This window comes from Pseudomonas sp. FSL L8-0168 (assembly GCF_037976155.1).
Lineage (GTDB): Bacteria > Pseudomonadota > Gammaproteobacteria > Pseudomonadales > Pseudomonadaceae > Aquipseudomonas > Aquipseudomonas paracarnis.
Map to the genome: position 1 here is coordinate 2,116,942 of NZ_CP150262.1, position 18,816 is coordinate 2,135,757.

The 18,816-nt window shown below is 60.2% G+C and carries 17 protein-coding genes; 12 read left to right on the forward strand and 5 right to left on the reverse strand.

Features of this window, described 5'->3' with window-relative positions:
* Nucleotides 1–97 precede the first annotated feature (97 nt).
* Nucleotides 98–1,573, forward strand: a complete 1,476-nt coding sequence (locus MHH62_RS09210) for an inorganic phosphate transporter (protein WP_003189291.1) — start codon at nucleotides 98–100, stop codon at nucleotides 1,571–1,573.
* Nucleotides 1,574–1,824: 251 nt separating this feature from the next.
* Here MHH62_RS09210 and ccoM read toward each other — a convergent pair whose 3' ends face one another.
* Nucleotides 1,825–1,941 (reverse strand): cytochrome c oxidase subunit CcoM, encoded by a 117-nt coding sequence (ccoM, locus tag MHH62_RS09215; protein WP_019817835.1) that lies wholly within the window; start codon nucleotides 1,939–1,941, stop codon nucleotides 1,825–1,827.
* A 143-nt stretch (nucleotides 1,942–2,084) separates the two neighbouring features.
* On the reverse strand, nucleotides 2,085–2,246 hold the full coding sequence (locus MHH62_RS09220) for a hypothetical protein (protein ID WP_005785860.1): 162 nt from the start codon (nucleotides 2,244–2,246) through the stop codon (nucleotides 2,085–2,087).
* A 133-nt stretch (nucleotides 2,247–2,379) separates the two neighbouring features.
* Between MHH62_RS09220 and MHH62_RS09225 the strand changes: the two genes are divergently transcribed.
* The 3 genes from MHH62_RS09225 to MHH62_RS09235 all read left to right on the forward strand — a co-directional run bounded on the left by MHH62_RS09225 (nucleotide 2,380) and on the right by MHH62_RS09235 (nucleotide 4,992).
* Nucleotides 2,380–3,252, forward strand: a complete 873-nt coding sequence (locus MHH62_RS09225; RefSeq protein WP_339232848.1) for a LysR substrate-binding domain-containing protein — start codon at nucleotides 2,380–2,382, stop codon at nucleotides 3,250–3,252.
* A 91-nt stretch (nucleotides 3,253–3,343) separates the two neighbouring features.
* Nucleotides 3,344–3,814, forward strand: coding sequence for a RidA family protein (locus MHH62_RS09230; protein WP_137270992.1), 471 nt, complete (start codon nucleotides 3,344–3,346; stop codon nucleotides 3,812–3,814).
* Nucleotides 3,811–4,992, forward strand: coding sequence for an aminotransferase class V-fold PLP-dependent enzyme (locus MHH62_RS09235; RefSeq protein WP_339232849.1), 1,182 nt, complete (start codon nucleotides 3,811–3,813; stop codon nucleotides 4,990–4,992). The genes MHH62_RS09230 and MHH62_RS09235 overlap by 4 nt, the downstream gene beginning before the upstream one ends.
* Here the strand turns inward: MHH62_RS09235 and MHH62_RS09240 are convergent.
* On the reverse strand, nucleotides 4,989–5,330 hold the full coding sequence (locus MHH62_RS09240) for a hypothetical protein (protein ID WP_014717286.1): 342 nt from the start codon (nucleotides 5,328–5,330) through the stop codon (nucleotides 4,989–4,991). The genes MHH62_RS09235 and MHH62_RS09240 overlap by 4 nt on opposite strands.
* A gap of 219 nt (nucleotides 5,331–5,549) precedes the next feature.
* Here MHH62_RS09240 and rapA point away from each other — a divergent pair, with 219 nt between their 5' ends.
* Nucleotides 5,550–8,396 (forward strand): RNA polymerase-associated protein RapA, encoded by a 2,847-nt coding sequence (rapA, locus tag MHH62_RS09245; protein WP_058410206.1) that lies wholly within the window; start codon nucleotides 5,550–5,552, stop codon nucleotides 8,394–8,396.
* Between the two features lie 166 nt (nucleotides 8,397–8,562).
* Here the strand turns inward: rapA and MHH62_RS09250 are convergent, their stop codons facing one another.
* On the reverse strand, nucleotides 8,563–9,909 hold the full coding sequence (locus MHH62_RS09250) for an MFS transporter (protein WP_014717284.1): 1,347 nt from the start codon (nucleotides 9,907–9,909) through the stop codon (nucleotides 8,563–8,565).
* A 252-nt stretch (nucleotides 9,910–10,161) separates the two neighbouring features.
* On the opposite strand from MHH62_RS09250, the gene MHH62_RS09255 reads away from it, so the two are divergent.
* The gene (locus MHH62_RS09255) at nucleotides 10,162–10,530 is read left to right on the forward strand and encodes a YkgJ family cysteine cluster protein (protein WP_014717283.1); all 369 of its coding nucleotides are present in this window, start codon (nucleotides 10,162–10,164) and stop codon (nucleotides 10,528–10,530) included.
* 139 nt (nucleotides 10,531–10,669) lie between these two features.
* Nucleotides 10,670–12,931 carry an EAL domain-containing protein gene (locus tag MHH62_RS09260; RefSeq protein ID WP_014717282.1) on the forward strand — a complete coding sequence of 754 codons (2,262 nt, stop codon included), beginning with the start codon at nucleotides 10,670–10,672 and terminating at the stop codon, nucleotides 12,929–12,931.
* A gap of 228 nt (nucleotides 12,932–13,159) precedes the next feature.
* On the opposite strand, the gene MHH62_RS09265 is transcribed toward MHH62_RS09260, so the two are convergent.
* The gene (locus tag MHH62_RS09265; RefSeq protein ID WP_014717281.1) at nucleotides 13,160–13,462 is read right to left on the reverse strand and encodes a DUF2288 domain-containing protein; all 303 of its coding nucleotides are present in this window, start codon (nucleotides 13,460–13,462) and stop codon (nucleotides 13,160–13,162) included.
* Between the two features lie 341 nt (nucleotides 13,463–13,803).
* On the opposite strand from MHH62_RS09265, the gene MHH62_RS09270 reads away from it, so the two are divergent.
* From MHH62_RS09270 to MHH62_RS09290, 5 genes are all read left to right on the forward strand, one after another.
* Nucleotides 13,804–14,931 (forward strand): branched-chain amino acid ABC transporter substrate-binding protein, encoded by a 1,128-nt coding sequence (locus tag MHH62_RS09270; protein ID WP_073453860.1) that lies wholly within the window; start codon nucleotides 13,804–13,806, stop codon nucleotides 14,929–14,931.
* A 227-nt stretch (nucleotides 14,932–15,158) separates the two neighbouring features.
* A complete protein-coding gene (livH, locus tag MHH62_RS09275; RefSeq protein ID WP_003193535.1) occupies nucleotides 15,159–16,082 on the forward strand; it encodes a high-affinity branched-chain amino acid ABC transporter permease LivH in 924 nt (307 codons plus the stop codon).
* Nucleotides 16,079–17,332: a high-affinity branched-chain amino acid ABC transporter permease LivM gene (locus MHH62_RS09280; RefSeq protein ID WP_014717278.1), complete on the forward strand. Its 1,254-nt coding sequence runs from the start codon at nucleotides 16,079–16,081 to the stop codon at nucleotides 17,330–17,332. Before livH ends, MHH62_RS09280 begins: the two co-directional genes overlap by 4 nt.
* Nucleotides 17,329–18,096 carry a high-affinity branched-chain amino acid ABC transporter ATP-binding protein LivG gene (gene livG / locus MHH62_RS09285; RefSeq protein ID WP_003193538.1) on the forward strand — a complete coding sequence of 256 codons (768 nt, stop codon included), beginning with the start codon at nucleotides 17,329–17,331 and terminating at the stop codon, nucleotides 18,094–18,096. The genes MHH62_RS09280 and livG overlap by 4 nt, the downstream gene beginning before the upstream one ends.
* A 1-nt stretch (nucleotide 18,097) precedes the next feature.
* Entirely contained in the window at nucleotides 18,098–18,799 is a 702-nt protein-coding gene (locus tag MHH62_RS09290; RefSeq protein WP_003193540.1) for an ABC transporter ATP-binding protein, read from the forward strand.
* The last annotated feature ends 17 nt before the right edge of the window (nucleotides 18,800–18,816 follow it).

Sequence of the window (18,816 nt, forward strand, 5' to 3'; positions counted from 1 at the left end):
TTTCCAGGAAGATTGTTACCGATGAGCAGCTAATGCATCGATTACTGATGTTTTCTGGCATAATCGCGCCCCCTTACGACCGGGTCAGAAAACCTTCATGATCGATTTATTCAGCGGACTGGATGCTTGGGTTCTAGTGAGCCTGTTGCTCGCCCTGGCCTTTGTCCTCGCCTTCGAGTTCATCAATGGCTTTCATGACACCGCTAACGCGGTGGCCACAGTCATCTATACCAAAGCCATGCCGCCACACCTGGCCGTGTTCTTCTCCGGGGTGTTCAATTTCCTCGGCGTATTGCTCGGTGGTGTCGGTGTCGCCTACGCCATCGTGCACTTGCTGCCGGTGGAGTTGCTGATCAATGTGAACACCGGCCATGGCTTGGCAATGGTCTTCTCATTGTTGGCAGCAGCGATCACCTGGAACCTGGGCACCTGGTACTTCGGTATCCCCGCCTCCAGCTCCCACACCCTGATCGGCTCGATCCTTGGTGTCGGCCTGGCCAACGCGTTGATCAACGACATCCCCCTGGCTGACGGTGTGAACTGGCAGAAGGCCGTGGATATCGGCGCGTCCCTGGTATTCTCGCCGATGGCGGGCTTTCTGGTCGCCGCTCTGGTACTGATCGGTCTGAAGTGGTGGCGTCCGCTGTCGAAGATGCACAAGACCCCGGACCAGCGCCGCAAGCTTGACGACAAAAAGCACCCGCCATTCTGGAACCGCCTCGTCCTGGTGATTTCGGCCATGGCGGTGAGCTTCGTGCACGGCTCCAACGATGGCCAGAAGGGCATCGGCCTGATCATGCTGGTGCTCATCGGTATCGTGCCGGCGCAGTTCGTATTGGACCTGGGCAGCACCACTTACCAGATCGAACGTACCCGCGACGCCACCCTGCACCTGAACCAGTTCTACCAGCGCAACCACGAGACCCTCGGTGAATTCCTGGCCCTGGGCAAAAGCGTGAAGGATGACCTGCCGGGCAAGTTCCGCTGCAACCCGCAGCAGACCGAACCGACGATCAACGCGCTGCTGGGCACCCTCAAGGGCGTCTCGGACTACCACTCGCTGACGGCCGACCACCGCATCGAGGTACGTCGCTACCTGCTTTGCCTGGATGACACCGCGAAAAAGGTCGGCAAGCTGCCAGGCCTGGACTCCCGTGAGAAGTCCGACCTCGACAAGCTGCGCAAAGACCTGACCGCCACCACCGAGTACGCCCCGTTCTGGGTGATCCTCGCGGTCGCACTGGCCCTGGGCCTGGGCACCATGGTGGGCTGGAAGCGCGTGGTGCTGACCATCGGTGAAAAGATCGGCAAGCAAGGCATGACCTATGCCCAGGGCATGTCGGCGCAAATCACCACGGCCACCATGATCGGCTTCGCCAACATCTTCGCCCTGCCAGTGTCCACCACCCATGTCCTGTCTTCTGGCGTGGCAGGCACCATGGTTGCCAACAAAAGCGGCCTGCAAGGTGGCACCGTCAAGACCATCCTGATGGCCTGGGTATTGACCTTGCCAGCGACCGTAGGCCTCTCGGCCGGGTTGTTCTGGCTGGCGTCCAAGGCTTTGGGCAACTGATAGCCAGCCGGCAATAAAAAAGGTGCGATCCGCGAGGGTCGCACCTTTTTTTATGATCGTTCCCACGCTCTGCGTGGGAATGCCGCCACGGACGCTCCGCGTCCCACTGGCGCACGGGTGACGCGGAGCGTCACGGGATGCGTTCCCACGCGGAGCGTGGGAACGATCAAAAACTGCGGTGCGTTTTGCCAAAAAAAAGGGCGACCGAAGTCGCCCAAAATGCCTTGCGTGCTCATGTAACCCGGAAAGACTTAAGGTTTTTTACGCTTGTTCGCGTCTTTCCAGATAAAAAATCCAAACCCTACAAAAAACAGCACCATGAGGCTAACAGTCAGCACTCCGGCAAAAACCACATTATCGAAAAACATGACCGGCCTCCTGCACTTGCCCTGTTGCGATAGGGCTAAGTTAATAGAGAAGGCACAGTGGGAAATTGACCAGGATCAATGTCGCCCACAACGGGGCGTAAAGAAGGGGAATAACTGACCTGCATCAATAGAGGCAGGACGTTTCAACGTTTTTTCGGCTTGTTCTTCGACTTCTTCTTGGGCTTGCCCAAGGGCATGGCTTGCTCAAAGGCTTGGCGCACTTCATTCAGGCGCTTGTCATTAAGGTCGTGAACGCGCTTGGCACGTTCGGCGTTCAGGTCGATCAGCTTGTCGTCATCACTCATGGCTTGGCTTACGTCGTGGCGAGAATGCCTCAATAATGCGGCCTGCCCCGCCCGACAGCAATTAAGCGGGCGACAAAATGCAGGCCATCGACCAAAATCGGCACTTTCTACCCTGCCCAGGAGGTGCATCCAGGTGGCCTTGCACAACGACCTTCCACCGCTGCTGGCCCTGCGCGCCTTCGAGGCCGTGGCACGGCACTTGAGTTTTATCAAGGCGGCTGACGAGTTGTCGGTGACCCAAAGTGCGCTGAGCCACCAGGTACATAAGCTCGAGCACCACTTGGGCAAGCCGCTGTTTATCCGGCGAACCCGTGCGATCGACCTGACGTTGGCCGGGCAAGATTACTACGCGCAAATACGCCCTGCCCTGGACGCCATCGCCGCTGCAACACGCAGCCAGCGGGGAGCGCCGTGCGCCAGTGTATTGCGTATCGGCTTGCTGGCGTCCTTTGCCACGCTGTGGCTGGCGCCGCGCCTGGCCGAGTTTCTACAGCGCCACCCGCATATCCAGGTGGAATTGCTGCCCGCGATTCAATTGGCCAACGTCGCCACGGCCGAAGTTGACTTGGCCATCCGCTACGGCAAGGGCGACTGGCCCGACGTGCTCGCCACACGCCTGATGACCGAAACCCTGTCACCGGTATGCAGCCCGGCGTTCAAGGCCAGACAGGTCGCCACAGGCCCGTTGTTGATGGCGACCTCGCACCGCCCTTTCGAGTGGACCGATTGGTCCGCCCATTACCAGATCAACCTCGATCATCACCCCCGCGTGATGTTGCATGACTACAACATCGTGGTCGAAGCGAGCGTGGCCGGCCAGGGTATCGCCATGGGCCGCCATCGCCTGATTGAACGCAGGCTCCACGACGGCAGCCTGGTGGAGGCCTTTGACAGGCCGCCCTATCACAGCGACATCGGCTATTGGCTGATCGCCCCTCAGGGTCCGCTCAGTGAGGCGGCTGAATGCTTCATTCAGTGGTTGAAGCAAGCGTGCGCCGACGCGTGAGTTTTTTAGATACGTCGGTTGAGATCTATCCGTTTGTCGCCCCTCGCCACCACCAACATGCTGGAACCTTCTGACACCAGAGGATTTCACCATGACTGACTCCATCCGCCAGCGCGTACACGCCCTCGGCCTGACACTGCCTACGCACAGCCAACCCGCAGCCAACTACATCAATCATGTGATCAGCCAACACCAGCTGTTCATCTCGGGACAAATTCCCATGATCGATGGCAAACCCGCCTACATTGGCCGGCTGGGCGATTCTCTCAGCGATGAAGATGGCGCCCAAGCAGCGGAATTGGCAGCGCTGGGCCTGCTGGGGCAATTAAGCGATGCGCTGGACGATGACCTGTCGCGGGTGGTGCGCATCCTTCGCCTGGGCGTGTTCATTGCCAGCAGCGCCGACTTCCAGCGCCAAAGCCTGGTCGCCAATGGCGCTTCGAACCTGCTGGTCAACGCCCTCGGCGACAAGGGCCGGCACGTGCGCACCGCCGTAGGGGTTTGCAGCCTGCCGGCTGGTGTCGCCGTGGAAGTGGACGCCACTTTCGAGCTGCAGTCATGAGCCCGCTGCAAATCCAGCACTTGCGAGAAGCCACGCCCGGTTGCCAGTCCGGCCTCGTGCACTTCAATCATGCTGGAGCCTCCTTGCCCAGCCAGGCGACGCTCGACGCCATCATCGAACAGCTGCAACGCGAAGCCCGCGACGGCCCGATGGAGGCCGGAGAACAGGGTGCCATCTTAGTGGAAAAGGCCCGCCGCGCCGCTGGGCAGTTGCTCAATGCGCCCGCCTCAGCGATTGCCTTCGCCAGCAGTGGCTCGACGGCCTGGAGCCTGGCCTTCCAGGCGCTGGGGCCCTGGCAGCCGGGTGATCGAATTCTGGTGGGGCGCCACGAATGGGGCGGTAACCTGGCGAGCATGGAACTGGCCATTCAAGCCGGGGCGCGGGTGGAGGTCATCCCGTGCGATGCCAGCGGCGCGGCCTGCCCGGTGGCGTTGGAGGCGATGCTGGATGCCAAGGTGAAGCTGATCGACCTCACCTGGCTGCCGGCCAACGGTGGCTTGATCAACCCGGCCCAGGCCATCGGCGATGTGGCCAGGCGGCATGCCATCCCCTACTTCATCGACGCGGGCCAAGCCGTCGGCCAACTGCCGGTGGATGTGCAAGCGTTGCAGTGCGATGTGCTCAAGTCTGCCGGCCGCAAACACCTGCGCGGGCCTCGCGGTACCGCGCTGCTGTATATCAGGCCGGATTTTCTGCCGCATCTGAACCCGGCCCAACGCGACGTGTTTTCAGCGCCCTGGACCGCCGAAGGCTTCGATCTGCGCAACGACGCCCGGCGCTTTGAAACCAGCGAAGTCTCTTTCGCCCTGCTGGCCGGCCTGGGCAATGCGTTGCACGAGATCAATCAACTGGGGATTGAGCAAGTATGGCAAAGGGTCTCGAAGACCAGCGCGCGAATCCGCGAGGCACTGCGTCAGATACCGGGAGTTACCTTGCATGACTTAGGCAGAACGCATTCAGGCTTGATCGCGTTCAACCTGGCCGGCTGGGATAGTTTTGAACTCAAACAACGCCTGGGGTTAAAGCGCATCAACATCGGCGCCAATGGCGTGGCCTACACCCCGCTGGACATGCAAGCACGTGGGTTGAGCAGCGTTGCGCGCATCTCCGTCAGCCCGCTCAACACCGATGACGATATTGAGCTGCTGGTGAAGGCCCTGCGCGAACTGAACGGTTAGACCTCGATATCCACCCACAGGCCCTGGCGCGGCGCGTCTTCGATCAGCGGCGCCACGGGCACGGTGTTGTCAGCGTTGAGCAAGTCGCCGGGAATCGGCAAATGCTGCTCCGCGTCGTCGTCGGCTTCGCGCCGGCGTTTCTGCTGCTCCTGCTGGCGACGCTGCTCTTCGCGCAGCAGAAAGGTCGATTGCTCGGCATCGCCTTTTTTCAGGTCGATCGTGCTCTCGTTGGAGCCCGGTTGAACGGGCACCACCGGCGGAATATCCGGCTTCTGGCGTGCCGGGTCGAGTTGCGACGTGACCGGCACAACACTGACGGGCAGCATGGGTGGCAGCATGATAATTATTCTCCTGATCAACAGGCTGTCGGCGGGTGGCAGGGCGACTTGAGCACCCGCGTGCCAAGCTGTGACTCAGTCGACACTCTCAAGTGCCCGCCATCCGTCGATTCAATTTCCGCCGGCCCGTACAAACAGCGTAGTTTTTGTCAGAGTTCTTGGGCGCCGGGCCGTGTTCCGTTAACATAGTCGGCTTTTTCACGGCGGGAGTCAGGCAGCATGGCGCAGCAGTATCAACCGGGGCAACGCTGGATTAGTGACAGCGAAGCAGAGCTGGGGTTAGGCACCGTTCTGGCACAGGACGGCCGCTTGTTGACCGTGCTCTATCCGGCCACTGGCGACACTCGCCAGTATGCGCTACGGAATGCGCCCCTCACTCGCGTGAGGTTTTCGCCGGGTGACACCATCACCCATTTCGAAGGCTGGAAAATGACCGTACAGGAAGTCGACGACGTCGATGGCCTGCTGGTCTACCACGGCCTCAATGGGCAGAACGAGCAGGTCACCCTGCCGGAAACCCAACTGTCCAACTTTATCCAGTTCCGCCTGGCCAGTGACCGTCTGTTCGCCGGGCAGATTGACCCGCTGGCGTGGTTCTCGCTGCGCTACCACACCCTGGAACACACCAGCCGCCAGTTGCAGTCCTCGCTGTGGGGCCTGGGTGGCGTACGCGCCCAACCGATTGCCCACCAACTGCACATCGCCCGCGAAGTCGCGGACCGTATCGCGCCACGGGTGTTGCTGGCGGACGAAGTGGGCCTGGGCAAGACCATCGAAGCGGGCCTGGTGATCCATCGCCAACTGCTTTCGGGCCGTGCCAGCCGCGTACTGATCCTGGTTCCGGAAAACCTGCAGCACCAATGGCTGGTGGAAATGCGCCGCCGCTTCAACCTGCAGGTTGCGCTGTTCGATGAAGAGCGCTTTATCGAAAGCGATGCCACCAACCCGTTCGAAGACACCCAGCTTGCACTCGTTGCGCTGGAATGGCTGGTGGACGACGAGAAGGCCCAGGACGCGCTGTTCGCCGCTGGCTGGGACTTGCTGGTGGTCGACGAAGCCCACCACCTGGTATGGCACGAAGACAAGGCCAGCGCCGAATACTCGCTGGTCGAACAACTGGCCGAAGTAATTCCAGGCGTGCTGCTGCTGACCGCCACCCCGGAACAACTGGGCCAGGACAGCCATTTTGCGCGCCTGCGCCTGCTGGACCCGAACCGCTTCCACGATCTGCAAGCCTTCCGCGCCGAGAGCGAAAACTATCGCCCGGTGGCCGAAGCCGTGCAGGAGCTGCTGGACAAGGGCCGCCTGTCACCGGCCGCGCACAAGACCATCCAAGGCTTCCTTGGTGACGAAGGTGAAGCACTGCTCACCGCCGTCAACGATGGCGACAGCGAAGCCAGTGCCCGCCTGGTGCGTGAACTGCTCGACCGCCACGGTACCGGCCGCGTGCTGTTTCGCAACACCCGTGCCGCGGTGCAAGGCTTCCCTGAGCGCAAGCTGCACGCCTACCCGCTGCCCAACCCGGACGAATACCTCGAACTGCCCCTGGGCGAACACGCAGAGCTGTACCCGGAAGTCAGCTTCCAGGCGCAACCGGATGTCGAGGAAGAGAACCGCTGGTGGCGCTTCGACCCGCGGGTCGAGTGGCTGATCGACCAGCTGAAAATGCTCAAGCGCACCAAGGTTTTGGTGATCTGCGCCCACGCCGAAACCGCCATGGACCTGGAAGACGCCCTGCGCGTGCGCTCCGGCATCCCGGCCACGGTGTTCCACGAAGGCATGAACATCCTCGAGCGTGACCGCGCCGCCGCTTACTTTGCCGATGAAGAGTTCGGCGCCCAGGTGCTGATCTGCTCGGAAATCGGCAGTGAAGGCCGCAACTTCCAGTTTTCCCATCACCTGGTGCTGTTCGACCTGCCGTCTCACCCCGACCTGCTGGAACAGCGCATCGGGCGCCTGGACCGGATCGGCCAGAAACACGTGATCGAACTGCACGTGCCGTACCTGGAAACCAGCCCGCAAGAACGCCTGTTCCAGTGGTACCACGAAGCGCTCAATGCCTTCCTCAACACCTGCCCGACCGGTAACGCCTTGCAGCATCAGTTCGGCCCGCGCCTGCTGCCCTTGCTGGAAGCCGCCGATGACGGCGAGTGGCAAGCCCTGATCGACGAAGCCCGCGCCGAGCGCGAGCGTCTGGAGCAGGAGCTGCACACCGGTCGGGACCGTTTGCTGGAGCTCAATTCCGGCGGCGCCGGCGAAGGCGATGCCCTGGTCGAGGACATCCTCGAACAAGACGACCAGTTCGCCCTGCCGATCTACATGGAAACCCTGTTCGACGCGTTCGGCATCGACAGCGAAGACCATTCGGAAAACGCGCTGATCCTCAAGCCCAGCGAAAAAATGCTCGACGCCAGCTTCCCCCTGGGCGACGACGAAGGTGTGACCATTACCTACGACCGTAACCAGGCGCTGTCGCGCGAAGACATGCAGTTCATCACCTGGGAACACCCGATGGTGCAGGGCGGCATGGACCTGGTGCTGTCCGGTTCCATGGGCAACACCGCCGTGGCGCTGATCAAGAACAAGGCGCTCAAGCCAGGCACCGTATTGCTTGAACTGCTGTATGTCAGCGAAGTGGTCGCCCCGCGCTCCCTGCAACTGGGCCGCTACCTGCCACCGGCCGCCTTGCGCTGCCTGCTGGATGCCAACGGCAACGATTTGTCGGGCCGCGTGTCGTTCGTGACCTTGAATGACCAGCTGGAAAGCGTGCCACGGGCCAGCGCGAACAAATTCGTGCAGGCGCAGCGCGACCAACTCACCCCGCGCATCAACGCCGGTGAAGAGAAGATCGCCCCGCGTCACGCCGAGCGTGTCGCCGAAGCCAAGCGTCGCCTCGCGGCAGATACTGACGAAGAGCTGGCGCGCCTGACCGCGTTGCAAGCGGTCAACCCGACCGTGCGTGACAGCGAGCTGGTCGCCTTGCGCAACCAGCGCGAGCAAGGCCTGGCCATGCTCGATAAAGCGGCACTGCGACTGGAAGCGATTCGGGTGCTGGTGGCAGGTTGATAAACCGCTGAACGTAAAAGGCCCGCTTAGTGCGGGCCTTTTTAGAGATCGTTCCCACGCTCTGTGTGGGAATGCATCATGTGACGCTCTGCGTCACGACTTTAAAGCGGACGCAGAGCGTCCAGAGCGGCGTTCCCACGCAGAGCATGGGAACGATCACTCGGTCTCACGCCGTTACCGCAGTTGCCGGCACCTCAACCGCACTCAACCCTTCCTTCATCCGCTTGGCATCACGCACAAAACTGCGCGAGGCCTGGAACAGAAAAAGCATGGTCAAGAACAGCGCCACCGGAATCAGGTACATGGCGTCATGCAAGCCCACCGCTTTATAAGCCTCGGTCATCTGCTGCGCCCCGGCCGCATACATCGCCGAATGGGCAAAGTGATCGGACAGCGCCCCAACCACCACCGGCCCCATGCCACCGCCGAGCAAATACAGCCCAGCAAAGAACAGCGCCATCGCCGTCGCGCGCAAACGCGGTTCGACCACGTCCTGGATCGCGGTATACACGCAGGTATAGAAGTTGTAGGCAAACAACCAGCCCACACTGAACAGCGCGACAAACACTCCGATTTCGACGCGCCCGGCATGCAATGCCCAGGCGGTGGTGCCCGTGGAGATGATCAAGCTGAAGGCGGCAAACAACAATCGACCATTGGCGACCCGCTGATGAATTTTGTCGGCAATCCAGCCGCCCAGCGTCAGGCCCACCAAGCCGGTCAGGCCGACAATGACGCCCGTCGCGACGGCCGCGTCCTGCAACGGCATGAGGAAATAGCGTTGCAGCATCGGCACCAGGAATGAGTTGCACGCATAGGTGGCAAAGTTAAAGCACAGCCCGGCCAGCACCAGCCACAGGAAGGTCGGCACGGCCAGCACGCGGCGGATCGGGCGGTCGACGCGCTCTTGGGAGACTTGCACGGTTTCCGCCGCACCACGCTTGGGTTCTTTTATGTAGAACATAAACACCGCAAGGATAAGACCCGGCACCGCCGCAATAAAGAAGGGCGCGCGCCAACTGTCGAACGCCTTGACCATCGCACCGATCGTAAAGAACGCCAGCAACAGGCCCAACGGCAGGCCAAGCATGAAAATCCCCATGGCTCTGGCACGGCGGTGGGCGGGAAAGAGGTCGCCAATCAGCGAATTGGCCGCGGGTGCATAGCTGGCTTCGCCGATGCCAATGCCCATGCGCACCAGCAGGAAGGTCCAGAAACTGCCGACCATGCCGTTAACCGCCGTCAGCCCGCTCCAGGCGAACAAGCCCCAGCCCATCAACTTGCTGCGTGAGCCGGTGTCGGCCAGGCGCCCGAGCGGTAGCCCGGCAATGGCGTAGACGATGGTAAAGGCGGTGCCGATGATACCGAGCTGAAAGTCGCTCAAGTGCCATTCCATGCGGATCGGCTCGATGATAATCGCGGGGATGGTGCGATCGAAGAAGTTGAACAGGTTGGCCAGGAACAGCAGGAACAGAATGCGCCAGGCATTCGCCGCTTGGGTCGAGTTCTGCATGGGTCCGTCTCTTTTATTGTTATGAGAGCTGTGATGCCCGATGCATCCTGCCCGGTACCTGCAACATAGTCAGGTAAGGCGGGGTTGTCTGTAATGATTCGTAAAGCTGATAGGGCATGATTTCAGCCGGCAACACGGGGATTTGTCCCACGAAAATATAAGTGCGTACCCCCCTTCCCAACGGCCATGGCACGGATAGAATGGCGAGCCTTCCTGTAACACCCCCAACCTACTTTCTTATTGATGACGCCCATGTCCGAAGCCAGTCCGTGTCTGAATTGCGGTGCCTGCTGTTCACACTTTCGCGTGTCCTTCTTTTGGGGTGAGTGCGCCTCGTCCGGGGGCACGGTGCCCGATGACCTGGTGGTGCAGATCAACCCCAGCCGCGTGGCGATGATCGGCACCGACCGCAAACCGGCACGGTGTTGCAGCCTTGAAGGTGAAGTCGGACAGGCCACCAGCTGCTCAATTTATGAGCAGCGCTCCAGCGTGTGTCGCGAGTTCGAGGCGTCCTGGAGCCAGGGCGTGCAAAATGTCGATTGCGACGCTGCCCGTGCCGCATTCGGCCTGGCCCCGTTGGAGGCCCCGCACTTCGAACTCGACCTGCCCATCAGCGCTTAGCACCAAACGCTATGGACGGCATATCAAAATAATTTGAGATCAAAACGCCATTACTCATGGCAAATCTCGAGAGACTTCTATACTCGACCTCATAGGTCATCGCCGCTGGCAGTGACATGGCTCTGTGACGGGATAAGCTATGGAATGGCTGGGGCAGCATTTTTTTACCGACCTTCCAGACAGTGGGCATTTATTGCTCAACTGCAGTCATAACCCGTTTCTGGTGCTGCTGGCGTACCTGGTCGCCTGCGCGGCGGGTTTCGGTACCCTGGACATGGCCGAACGTGTGGGCCATGTCGAAGACCCCACCGCCCGCCGCCATTGGCGCTGGCTGGGTGCCGGTTGCTTGGCAGGCGGCATCTGGTCGACCCACTTCATCAGCATGCTGGCCTTCCAGGCCCCCATCGCCATTCACTACGAACTGATCATGACGTTCGCCTCGCTGCTGATCGCCCTGATCGCCTCGTTGCTTGCCATGCAGACCCTCAGTCATACCCACCTGCGCTTTCATCAGTACCTGGTGGCTTCGGTGTGGATGGGGCTGGGTATCGCGTTGATGCACTACGTGGGCATGTCAGCTATGCGCTCCCAGGCCCAGGTGTACTTCGAAACACGGCTGTTTTTGGCCTCGGTGGCGATTGCCATGGGCGCCAGCCTGGCCGCATTGTTGCTGTCCAGTTACCTGCGCAACGGTGCCGGCGTGTTTCACCAACTGCTCAAATACGCCGCCAGCCTGGTGCTGGGCGCCGGGATTCTGAGCATGCACTTCACCGGCATGGCGGCTATGCAAATGCTGGTGCCCAGTGGCGCGGATCTTTCGTTACCGGCGGATAACAACCCGATTCAACTGGGCCTGTCGGTCGCCATGATCACCTTGCTGGTAATCGGCAGCAGCATCAGCGCAGCCCTGGCCGACAAGAAGTTGCAACACAAGGAGCGTGACCTGCGTCGGGTCAACGCGCTGCTCAGCGAACTCGACCAGGCCCGCGCTTCGCTGCAACAAGTGGCCCACTTCGACGCACTGACCAGCCTGCTTAACCGCCGTGGTTTCAATCAGATCTTTGCGGAAAAAGTCGCGGAAAAAACCCGCAGCCAAGGCATGCTGGCGGTGATCTTCCTTGATATCGACCATTTCAAGCGTATCAACGACAGCCTGGGCCATGACGCGGGCGACCAGTTGCTCACAGTGCTCGCCGGGCATATCAAGGGCTCGATACGCAGCCATGAAGATGTAGTGGCACGCTTTGGCGGCGATGAGTTCTGCATCCTGGTCAATATTCATCACCGCGACGAAGCCCGGCACATGGCCCAGCGCATCATGCAGAAGATGAAAGAGCCCATCGAACTGGCCGGCCGACGCATGGTGATGACCACCAGTATCGGTATCAGCCTGTTCCCCGAGGACGGCCACACCTGCGAAGAGCTGCTGAAAACCGCCGACCTGGCGCTGTACCAATCCAAGGATGCGGGGCGCAATTGTTTGAACTTCTTCAGTTCCAACCTTAAAACCCGTGCCTTTCTTGAGCTGCAACTGGAAGAAGAACTGCGCGCCGCCTTGCGAACGCGCAGCCAGCTGGTGCTGTTTTATCAACCGATCTTTGACATGAAACTGGGCAAGGTCACACGCCTGGAAGCCCTGGTGCGCTGGCAGCACCCCCAACACGGGCTACTGGCCCCGGACCGCTTTATCGGCATCGCCGAGAACAACGGACTGATCGCCGAGCTGGACCACTGGGTATTGCGTCAGGCCTGTCACGACCTGAGCCTGTTGTCTGACCGGGGCTACACCGAGCTGATCATGGCCGTGAATTGCTCGGCGCTGAACCTGGCGCGTGACGAACTGGCCGATGAAATCGAAGACGCCCTGCGCTTCGCCGGCATAGGCACCAACCGCCTGGAACTGGAAGTCACTGAAAACGCGTTGATGGGCAACATCAGCAGTACCTTGGCGCTGTTGCGGCAGATCCGCGCCCTGGGTGTGTCGCTGGCCATCGATGACTTCGGCACCGGCTATTCGTCGCTGGCTTACCTCAAGCGCTTGCCGCTCAACACTTTGAAGATCGACCGCTCGTTTATCCAGGACATCCCCAAGTCCACCGCAGACAGTGAAATTGTCCAGGCGATTATTGGCATGGCCCACACCCTGCACTTGCAGGTGGTCACCGAGGGCGTGGAAACCCAGGCGCAGTTCGAGCTGCTGCTCAAGCATGGCTGCGACTACATCCAAGGCTACCTGCTCAGCCCGGCGGTGCCTTTCGATGACATCATCGGCGTGATGCAGGGCATTGCGATGCGCAATCCGTTATATCTGCCAAGCGTGGAAGGCAACGACGCTGCGCAGCCAAAAGACCCGGCGCCAGGGCGTATCGGCTCGCCTTCTATTGTCAGGCCGATTCGCTGAGACCCGGGCACGGGGAGTGGTAGTGTGATCGTTGCTTCTCTTCACGCCGCGTCATACCCGGAAACAATTGCGCCACTCATTCCTTCTGCCCTCAACTGTTCCCGTGACGCTTACGTCACCCTCGGCTGTGACCTTTCTCTACGGCAAGGTGCCATCACGCGTTGAGCGGTTACTCGGCTACACACTTCACTCCGTGAAAAATACGCACCTTTTTCGTGCGCGCCATTATTACCGCGCCCTTTCCTGGATCAGGATCCACGGCGAGACCACTACCGCCCATAAGCTTGGATCCCGTTCCACCAGGTCCAATGCCCGCGTCGCAGACACCTCGCCAAGGGTGCCTGCAGCCAGCCAGGCGGCGACTTTGTCACGGTTGTCTTCGGCCATTCCTTCGGCGGCCTCGATCAAATCCAGGCCGGCATCGACCCACAATAGGGCACCCTTGGCAAAGAACGGTTCAAGCTCCTTCCAGGAAATTTCGGCGGTTTCACCGAGCAGCTTGGCATAGAGGGTGCTTGGTTCTTGCGTCATGGGAATTCACCTGAGTAAAAAATCGGCGCAATCATAGCCCCGTCGCTCAGGCAGAAAAACCCAGTAGCAAATGAAGTAGCGATTGAAACTGCCAGGAAAGCCACGGAATGCCTTGAAAGCTATCAGCAACCCGGCGCAATTCTGTCTTTTTCTTTCACTTAAGCGACACACCCAGGTTTTGCCCCCAGCTGCCAGCTTTTCAAGCGATCAACCGGCGCTCTACACTGTACCGGTACAGTTGCCAGGGCAATGCCGGGGGGATATCCGCGATATCTGATCCGGTTCTGCAGCTCACAAGGCCGCTAGAACTATAAAAAATACAACAGTAAGAGTGGAGCACTATGAATAAGGCTACTAAGCAGATTTCCAAACTGTTTGCCGCTATGGTCCTGGCTGGGGTTGCCGGCCATTCGTTCGCAGCCGACACCATCAAGATCGGCATCGCCGGCCCCAAGACCGGTCCGGTGACGCAATACGGCGACATGCAATTCATGGGTGCCAAGCAAGCCATCAAAGACATCAACGCCAAGGGCGGCGTAGACGGCAAGATGCTTGAGGCCGAGGAATACGACGACGCTTGCGATCCAAAGCAAGCCGTGGCCGTTGCCAACAAAGTGGTCAATGATGGCGTCAAGTTCGTGGTTGGTCACCTCTGCTCCAGCTCCACTCAACCCGCCTCCGACATCTATGAAGACGAAGGCGTGATCATGATTACCCCGGCTGCCACCAGCCCGGAAATCACCGCCCGTGGCTACAAGCTGATCTTCCGCACCATCGGCCTGGACAGCGCCCAAGGCCCGGCAGCCGGCAACTACATCGCCGACCACGTGAAACCGAAGATCGTTGCCGTACTGCACGACAAGCAGCAGTACGGTGAAGGCATCGCCACCGCCGTTAAACAGACCCTCGAGAAGAAAGGCACCAAGGTTGCCGTCTTCGAAGGCCTGAACGCTGGCGATAAAGACTTCTCCTCGATCATCCAGAAACTCAAGCAAGCCAACGTCGACTTCGTCTACTACGGCGGTTACCACCCTGAGCTGGGCCTGATCCTGCGCCAAGCCAAGGAAAAAGGCCTGAACGCCAAGTTCATGGGCCCAGAGGGCGTGGGTAACGACTCTATCTCGCAAATCGCCCAGGGCGCTTCCGAAGGCCTGCTGGTGACCCTGCCGAAATCCTTCGACACCGACCCTGCCAACAAAGCCATCGTTGAAGAGTTCGCCAAGAACAAGCAGGACCCAACCGGTCCGTTCGTGTTCCCGGCCTACTCGGCGGTTGAGGTCATTGCCGGCGGTATCAAGGCCGCCAAGAGCGAAGACACCGCCAAAGTGGCCGAGGCCATCCATGCCGGTACCTTCAAGACCCCTACGGGCGACCTGAGCTTCGACGCCAAGGGCGACCTGAAGGACTTCAAGTTCGTGGTCTACGAATGGCACTTCGGTAAACCAAAAACCGAAGTTTCCCCTCAGTAAGCCAGGCGTTACTGGTCAACAAGCCCACTGTGCAAGCAGTGGGCTTTGTTTTACGAGGTTTATGGGCCATGTCACCCGCGATCCGGGCGCTGGCTCACCTGAAAATCTTAAAACCGTCACCAGCGGTTCGCTGGCAAACGCTTTGTGCAACCTGGTCACAGAACAGGGCACCGAGCCGGAAATGACTCCACCAGTGAAATGCGTATCGGGTTTTTAGGAGCGCTGTAATGCCTGAGATCTATCATTTTTTCCAACAGCTGGTTAATGGCCTGACCATTGGCAGCACCTATGCCTTGATAGCCATTGGCTACACAATGGTTTACGGCATCATTGGAATGATCAACTTCGCCCATGGCGAGGTGTACATGATTGGTTCCTACGTGGCCTTTATCGCCCTTGCCGGGCTGGCCATGATGGGGATCCATTCCCTGCCGCTGTTGATGACCGCTGCGTTCCTGGCGTCGATCATCGTGACCAGTGCCTATGGCTACAGCATCGAGCGGGTTGCCTACCGTCCCTTGCGTGGCAGCAACCGTTTGATCCCGCTGATTTCTGCCATCGGCATGTCGATTTTCCTGCAGAACACCGTATTGCTGTCCCAGGACTCCAAGGACAAGTCCATTCCCAACCTGATTCCGGGGAGCATCTCCTTCGGCCCGGGTGGCGCACAAGAAGTGCTGATTTCGTACATGCAGATTCTGGTTTTCGTGGTCACCCTGGTGGCCATGCTGGGCCTGACGCTGTTCATCTCTCGCTCCCGTCTGGGCCGCGCCTGCCGGGCCTGCGCCGAAGACATCAAGATGGCCAACCTGCTGGGCATCAACACCAACAACATCATCGCCCTGACCTTCGTCATTGGTGCTGCGCTGGCGGCCGTGGCGGCCGTGTTGCTGAGCATGCAATACGGCGTGATCAACCCCAACGCCGGCTTCCTGGTGGGCCTCAAGGCCTTTACCGCAGCGGTATTGGGCGGCATCGGCAGCATTCCGGGCGCCATGCTCGGCGGGCTGGTGCTGGGTGTGGCCGAAGCCTTTGGCGCCGATATCTTCGGTGACCAGTACAAGGACGTCGTCGCGTTCGGCCTTTTGGTTCTGGTGTTGTTGTTCCGTCCGACCGGCATCCTGGGCCGTCCGGAGGTTGAGAAAGTATGAGCAGATATCTTAAATCGGCGTTTTTCAGCGCCTTGCTGGTATGGGCCGTGGCCTTTCCGGTACTCGGCCTCAAGCTGAGCATTGTCGGCATCAACCTGGAGGTGCACGGCACCGGGCCAGTGACCCTGACCATCATCGCCCTGTGTTCGGTGCTGATGTTCCTGCGTGTACTGTTCACGCAGCAGGTCGGTGCCTTGTTCAAGGGCAACCGTGGCCCGTTGGTGTCGCCCAAGGTCAGCCAATTTCTGACCCTGCCGCGCACCCAGCGCTACATCATCATCGGGTTGATCATCGCGGCGCTGATCTGGCCGTTCTTCGGCTCGCGCGGCGCGGTCGACATTGCCACGCTGATCCTGATCTATGTGTTGCTGGGCCTGGGCCTGAACATCGTAGTGGGCCTGGCCGGCCTGCTCGACCTGGGTTATGTGGGCTTCTACGCCGTGGGTGCCTACACCTACGCGCTGCTCTCGCACTACCTGGGCTGGAGCTTCTGGATCTGCCTGCCACTGGCCGGTATGGCAGCGGCTACGTTCGGCTTCCTGCTGGGCTTCCCGGTGCTGCGCCTGCGCGGTGACTACCTGGCCATCGTGACCCTGGGCTTCGGGGAAATCATTCGCCTGTTCTTGCGTAACCTCACCGATATCACCGGTGGCCCCAACGGTATCAGCAGCATTCCCAAGCCGACGTTCTTCGGGCTGTCGTTCGACCGCACCGCCGCCGAAGGCATGCAGACCTTCCACGAGTACTTCGGGATTGCCTACAACCCGGTGAGCAAAGTGGTGTTCCTGTACCTGGTCGCGCTGTTGCTGGCATTGGCGGCTCTGTTCGTGATCAACCGCCTGCTGCGCATGCCCATCGGGCGCGCCTGGGAAGCGTTGCGCGAAGATGAAATCGCCTGCCGCGCCCTGGGCCTGAACCCGACCATCATCAAGCTATCCGCGTTCACCCTGGGCGCTGCTTTCGCAGGCTTTGCCGGCAGCTTCTTTGCCGCTCGCCAAGGCCTGGTGACGCCGGAATCGTTCACCTTTATCGAGTCGGCGATCATTCTCGCCATCGTGGTATTGGGTGGCATGGGCTCGCAACTGGGCGTGATCCTGGCGGCCATCGTGATGATCCTGCTGCCGGAAATGATGCGTGAGTTCAGCGAATACCGCATGTTGATGTTCGGCGCCATGATGGTGCTGATGATGATCTGGCGCCCTCAAGGCCTGCTGCCCATGCAACGTCCACACATGGAGCTGCGCAAATGAGCCGCGAGATCCTGAAAGTCGAAAACCTGAGCATGCGCTTCGGCGGTTTGCTAGCGGTCAATGGCGTGGCCCTGACCGTCAAAGAGAAACAAGTGGTAGCACTGATCGGCCCCAACGGCGCCGGCAAGACCACGGTGTTCAACTGCCTCACCGGCTTCTACAAGCCGAGCGGCGGCAGCATCCTGCTGGACGGCCAGCCGATCCAGGGCCTGGCCGGTCACGAGATCGCTCGCAAGGGCGTGGTGCGTACCTTCCAGAACGTGCGGTTGTTCAAGGACATGACGGCGGTCGAGAACCTGTTGATCGCCCAGCACCGTCACTTGAACACCAACTTCTTCGCAGGTCTGTTCAAGACCCCGGCGTTCCGCAAGAGCGAGCGCGAGGCCATGGAATACGCGGCGTACTGGCTGGACAAGGTCAACCTGACCGAGTTCGCCAACCGCCCGGCAGGCACCCTCGCCTACGGCCAGCAGCGTCGCCTGGAAATCGCCCGTTGCATGATGACCCGCCCGCGCATCCTGATGCTCGACGAACCTGCCGCGGGCCTGAACCCCAAGGAAACCGAAGACCTCAAGGCGCTGATCAGTGTGCTGCGTGAGGAAAACAATGCCACGGTGCTGTTGATCGAACACGACATGAAACTGGTCATGAGCATCTCCGACCACATCGTGGTGATCAACCAGGGCACGCCGCTGGCCAATGGGACGCCGGAGCAGATCCGCGACAATCCCGAAGTGATCAAAGCCTACTTGGGGGAAGCGTAAAATGCTGCAATTCGAAAACGTTTCCACTTTCTACGGCAAGATCCAGGCCCTGCACAGCGTCAACGTCGAAGTACGCCAGGGTGAGATCGTGACCCTGATCGGCGCCAACGGGGCTGGCAAATCGACCTTGCTGATGACCTTGTGCGGTTCGCCGCAAGCCTACAGTGGCAGCATCCGCTACATGGGTGAAGAACTGGTGGGCAAGCACTCCGCCGAGATCATGCGCAAGAGCATTGCGGTGGTGCCGGAAGGCCGTCGGGTGTTTTCGCGCCTGACCGTGGAAGAGAACCTGGCCATGGGTGGGTTCTTTACCGACAAGGGCGATTACCAGGAGCAGATGGACAAGGTGCTGCACCTGTTCCCCCGCCTCAAGGAACGCTTCAGCCAGCGCGGCGGCACCATGTCCGGCGGCGAGCAGCAAATGCTCGCCATCGGCCGGGCGCTGATGAGCAAGCCCAAGCTGTTGTTGCTGGACGAGCCTTCCCTGGGCCTGGCACCGATCATCATCCAGCAGATCTTCGACATCATCGAACAACTGCGCAAGGACGGTGTGACGGTGTTTTTGGTGGAGCAGAACGCCAACCAGGCGCTGAAAATCGCTGACCGTGCCTATGTGCTGGAGAATGGCCGGGTGGTGATGCAGGGCACTGGCGAGCAATTGCTGACGGATCCGAAGGTGCGGGAGGCGTACCTCGGCGGCTAAGAAAGAGCAAGTTCTAA

Excerpts from the sequence above, each read along its gene's own strand:
- MHH62_RS09210 (WP_003189291.1), top strand. The coding sequence starts at position 98 with ATGATCGATTTATTCAGCGGACTGGATGCTTGGGTTCTAGTGAGCCTG.
- ccoM (WP_019817835.1), bottom strand. The coding sequence starts at position 1,941 with ATGTTTTTCGATAATGTGGTTTTTGCCGGAGTGCTGACTGTTAGCCTC.
- MHH62_RS09220 (WP_005785860.1), bottom strand. The coding sequence starts at position 2,246 with ATGAGTGATGACGACAAGCTGATCGACCTGAACGCCGAACGTGCCAAG.
- MHH62_RS09230 (WP_137270992.1), top strand. The coding sequence starts at position 3,344 with ATGACTGACTCCATCCGCCAGCGCGTACACGCCCTCGGCCTGACACTG.
- MHH62_RS09235 (WP_339232849.1), top strand. The coding sequence starts at position 3,811 with ATGAGCCCGCTGCAAATCCAGCACTTGCGAGAAGCCACGCCCGGTTGC.
- MHH62_RS09240 (WP_014717286.1), bottom strand. The coding sequence starts at position 5,330 with ATGCTGCCACCCATGCTGCCCGTCAGTGTTGTGCCGGTCACGTCGCAA.
- rapA (WP_058410206.1), top strand. The coding sequence starts at position 5,550 with ATGGCGCAGCAGTATCAACCGGGGCAACGCTGGATTAGTGACAGCGAA.
- MHH62_RS09250 (WP_014717284.1), bottom strand. The coding sequence starts at position 9,909 with ATGCAGAACTCGACCCAAGCGGCGAATGCCTGGCGCATTCTGTTCCTG.
- MHH62_RS09255 (WP_014717283.1), top strand. The coding sequence starts at position 10,162 with ATGTCCGAAGCCAGTCCGTGTCTGAATTGCGGTGCCTGCTGTTCACAC.
- MHH62_RS09260 (WP_014717282.1), top strand. The coding sequence starts at position 10,670 with ATGGAATGGCTGGGGCAGCATTTTTTTACCGACCTTCCAGACAGTGGG.
- MHH62_RS09265 (WP_014717281.1), bottom strand. The coding sequence starts at position 13,462 with ATGACGCAAGAACCAAGCACCCTCTATGCCAAGCTGCTCGGTGAAACC.
- MHH62_RS09270 (WP_073453860.1), top strand. The coding sequence starts at position 13,804 with ATGAATAAGGCTACTAAGCAGATTTCCAAACTGTTTGCCGCTATGGTC.
- livH (WP_003193535.1), top strand. The coding sequence starts at position 15,159 with ATGCCTGAGATCTATCATTTTTTCCAACAGCTGGTTAATGGCCTGACC.
- MHH62_RS09280 (WP_014717278.1), top strand. The coding sequence starts at position 16,079 with ATGAGCAGATATCTTAAATCGGCGTTTTTCAGCGCCTTGCTGGTATGG.
- livG (WP_003193538.1), top strand. The coding sequence starts at position 17,329 with ATGAGCCGCGAGATCCTGAAAGTCGAAAACCTGAGCATGCGCTTCGGC.
- MHH62_RS09290 (WP_003193540.1), top strand. The coding sequence starts at position 18,098 with ATGCTGCAATTCGAAAACGTTTCCACTTTCTACGGCAAGATCCAGGCC.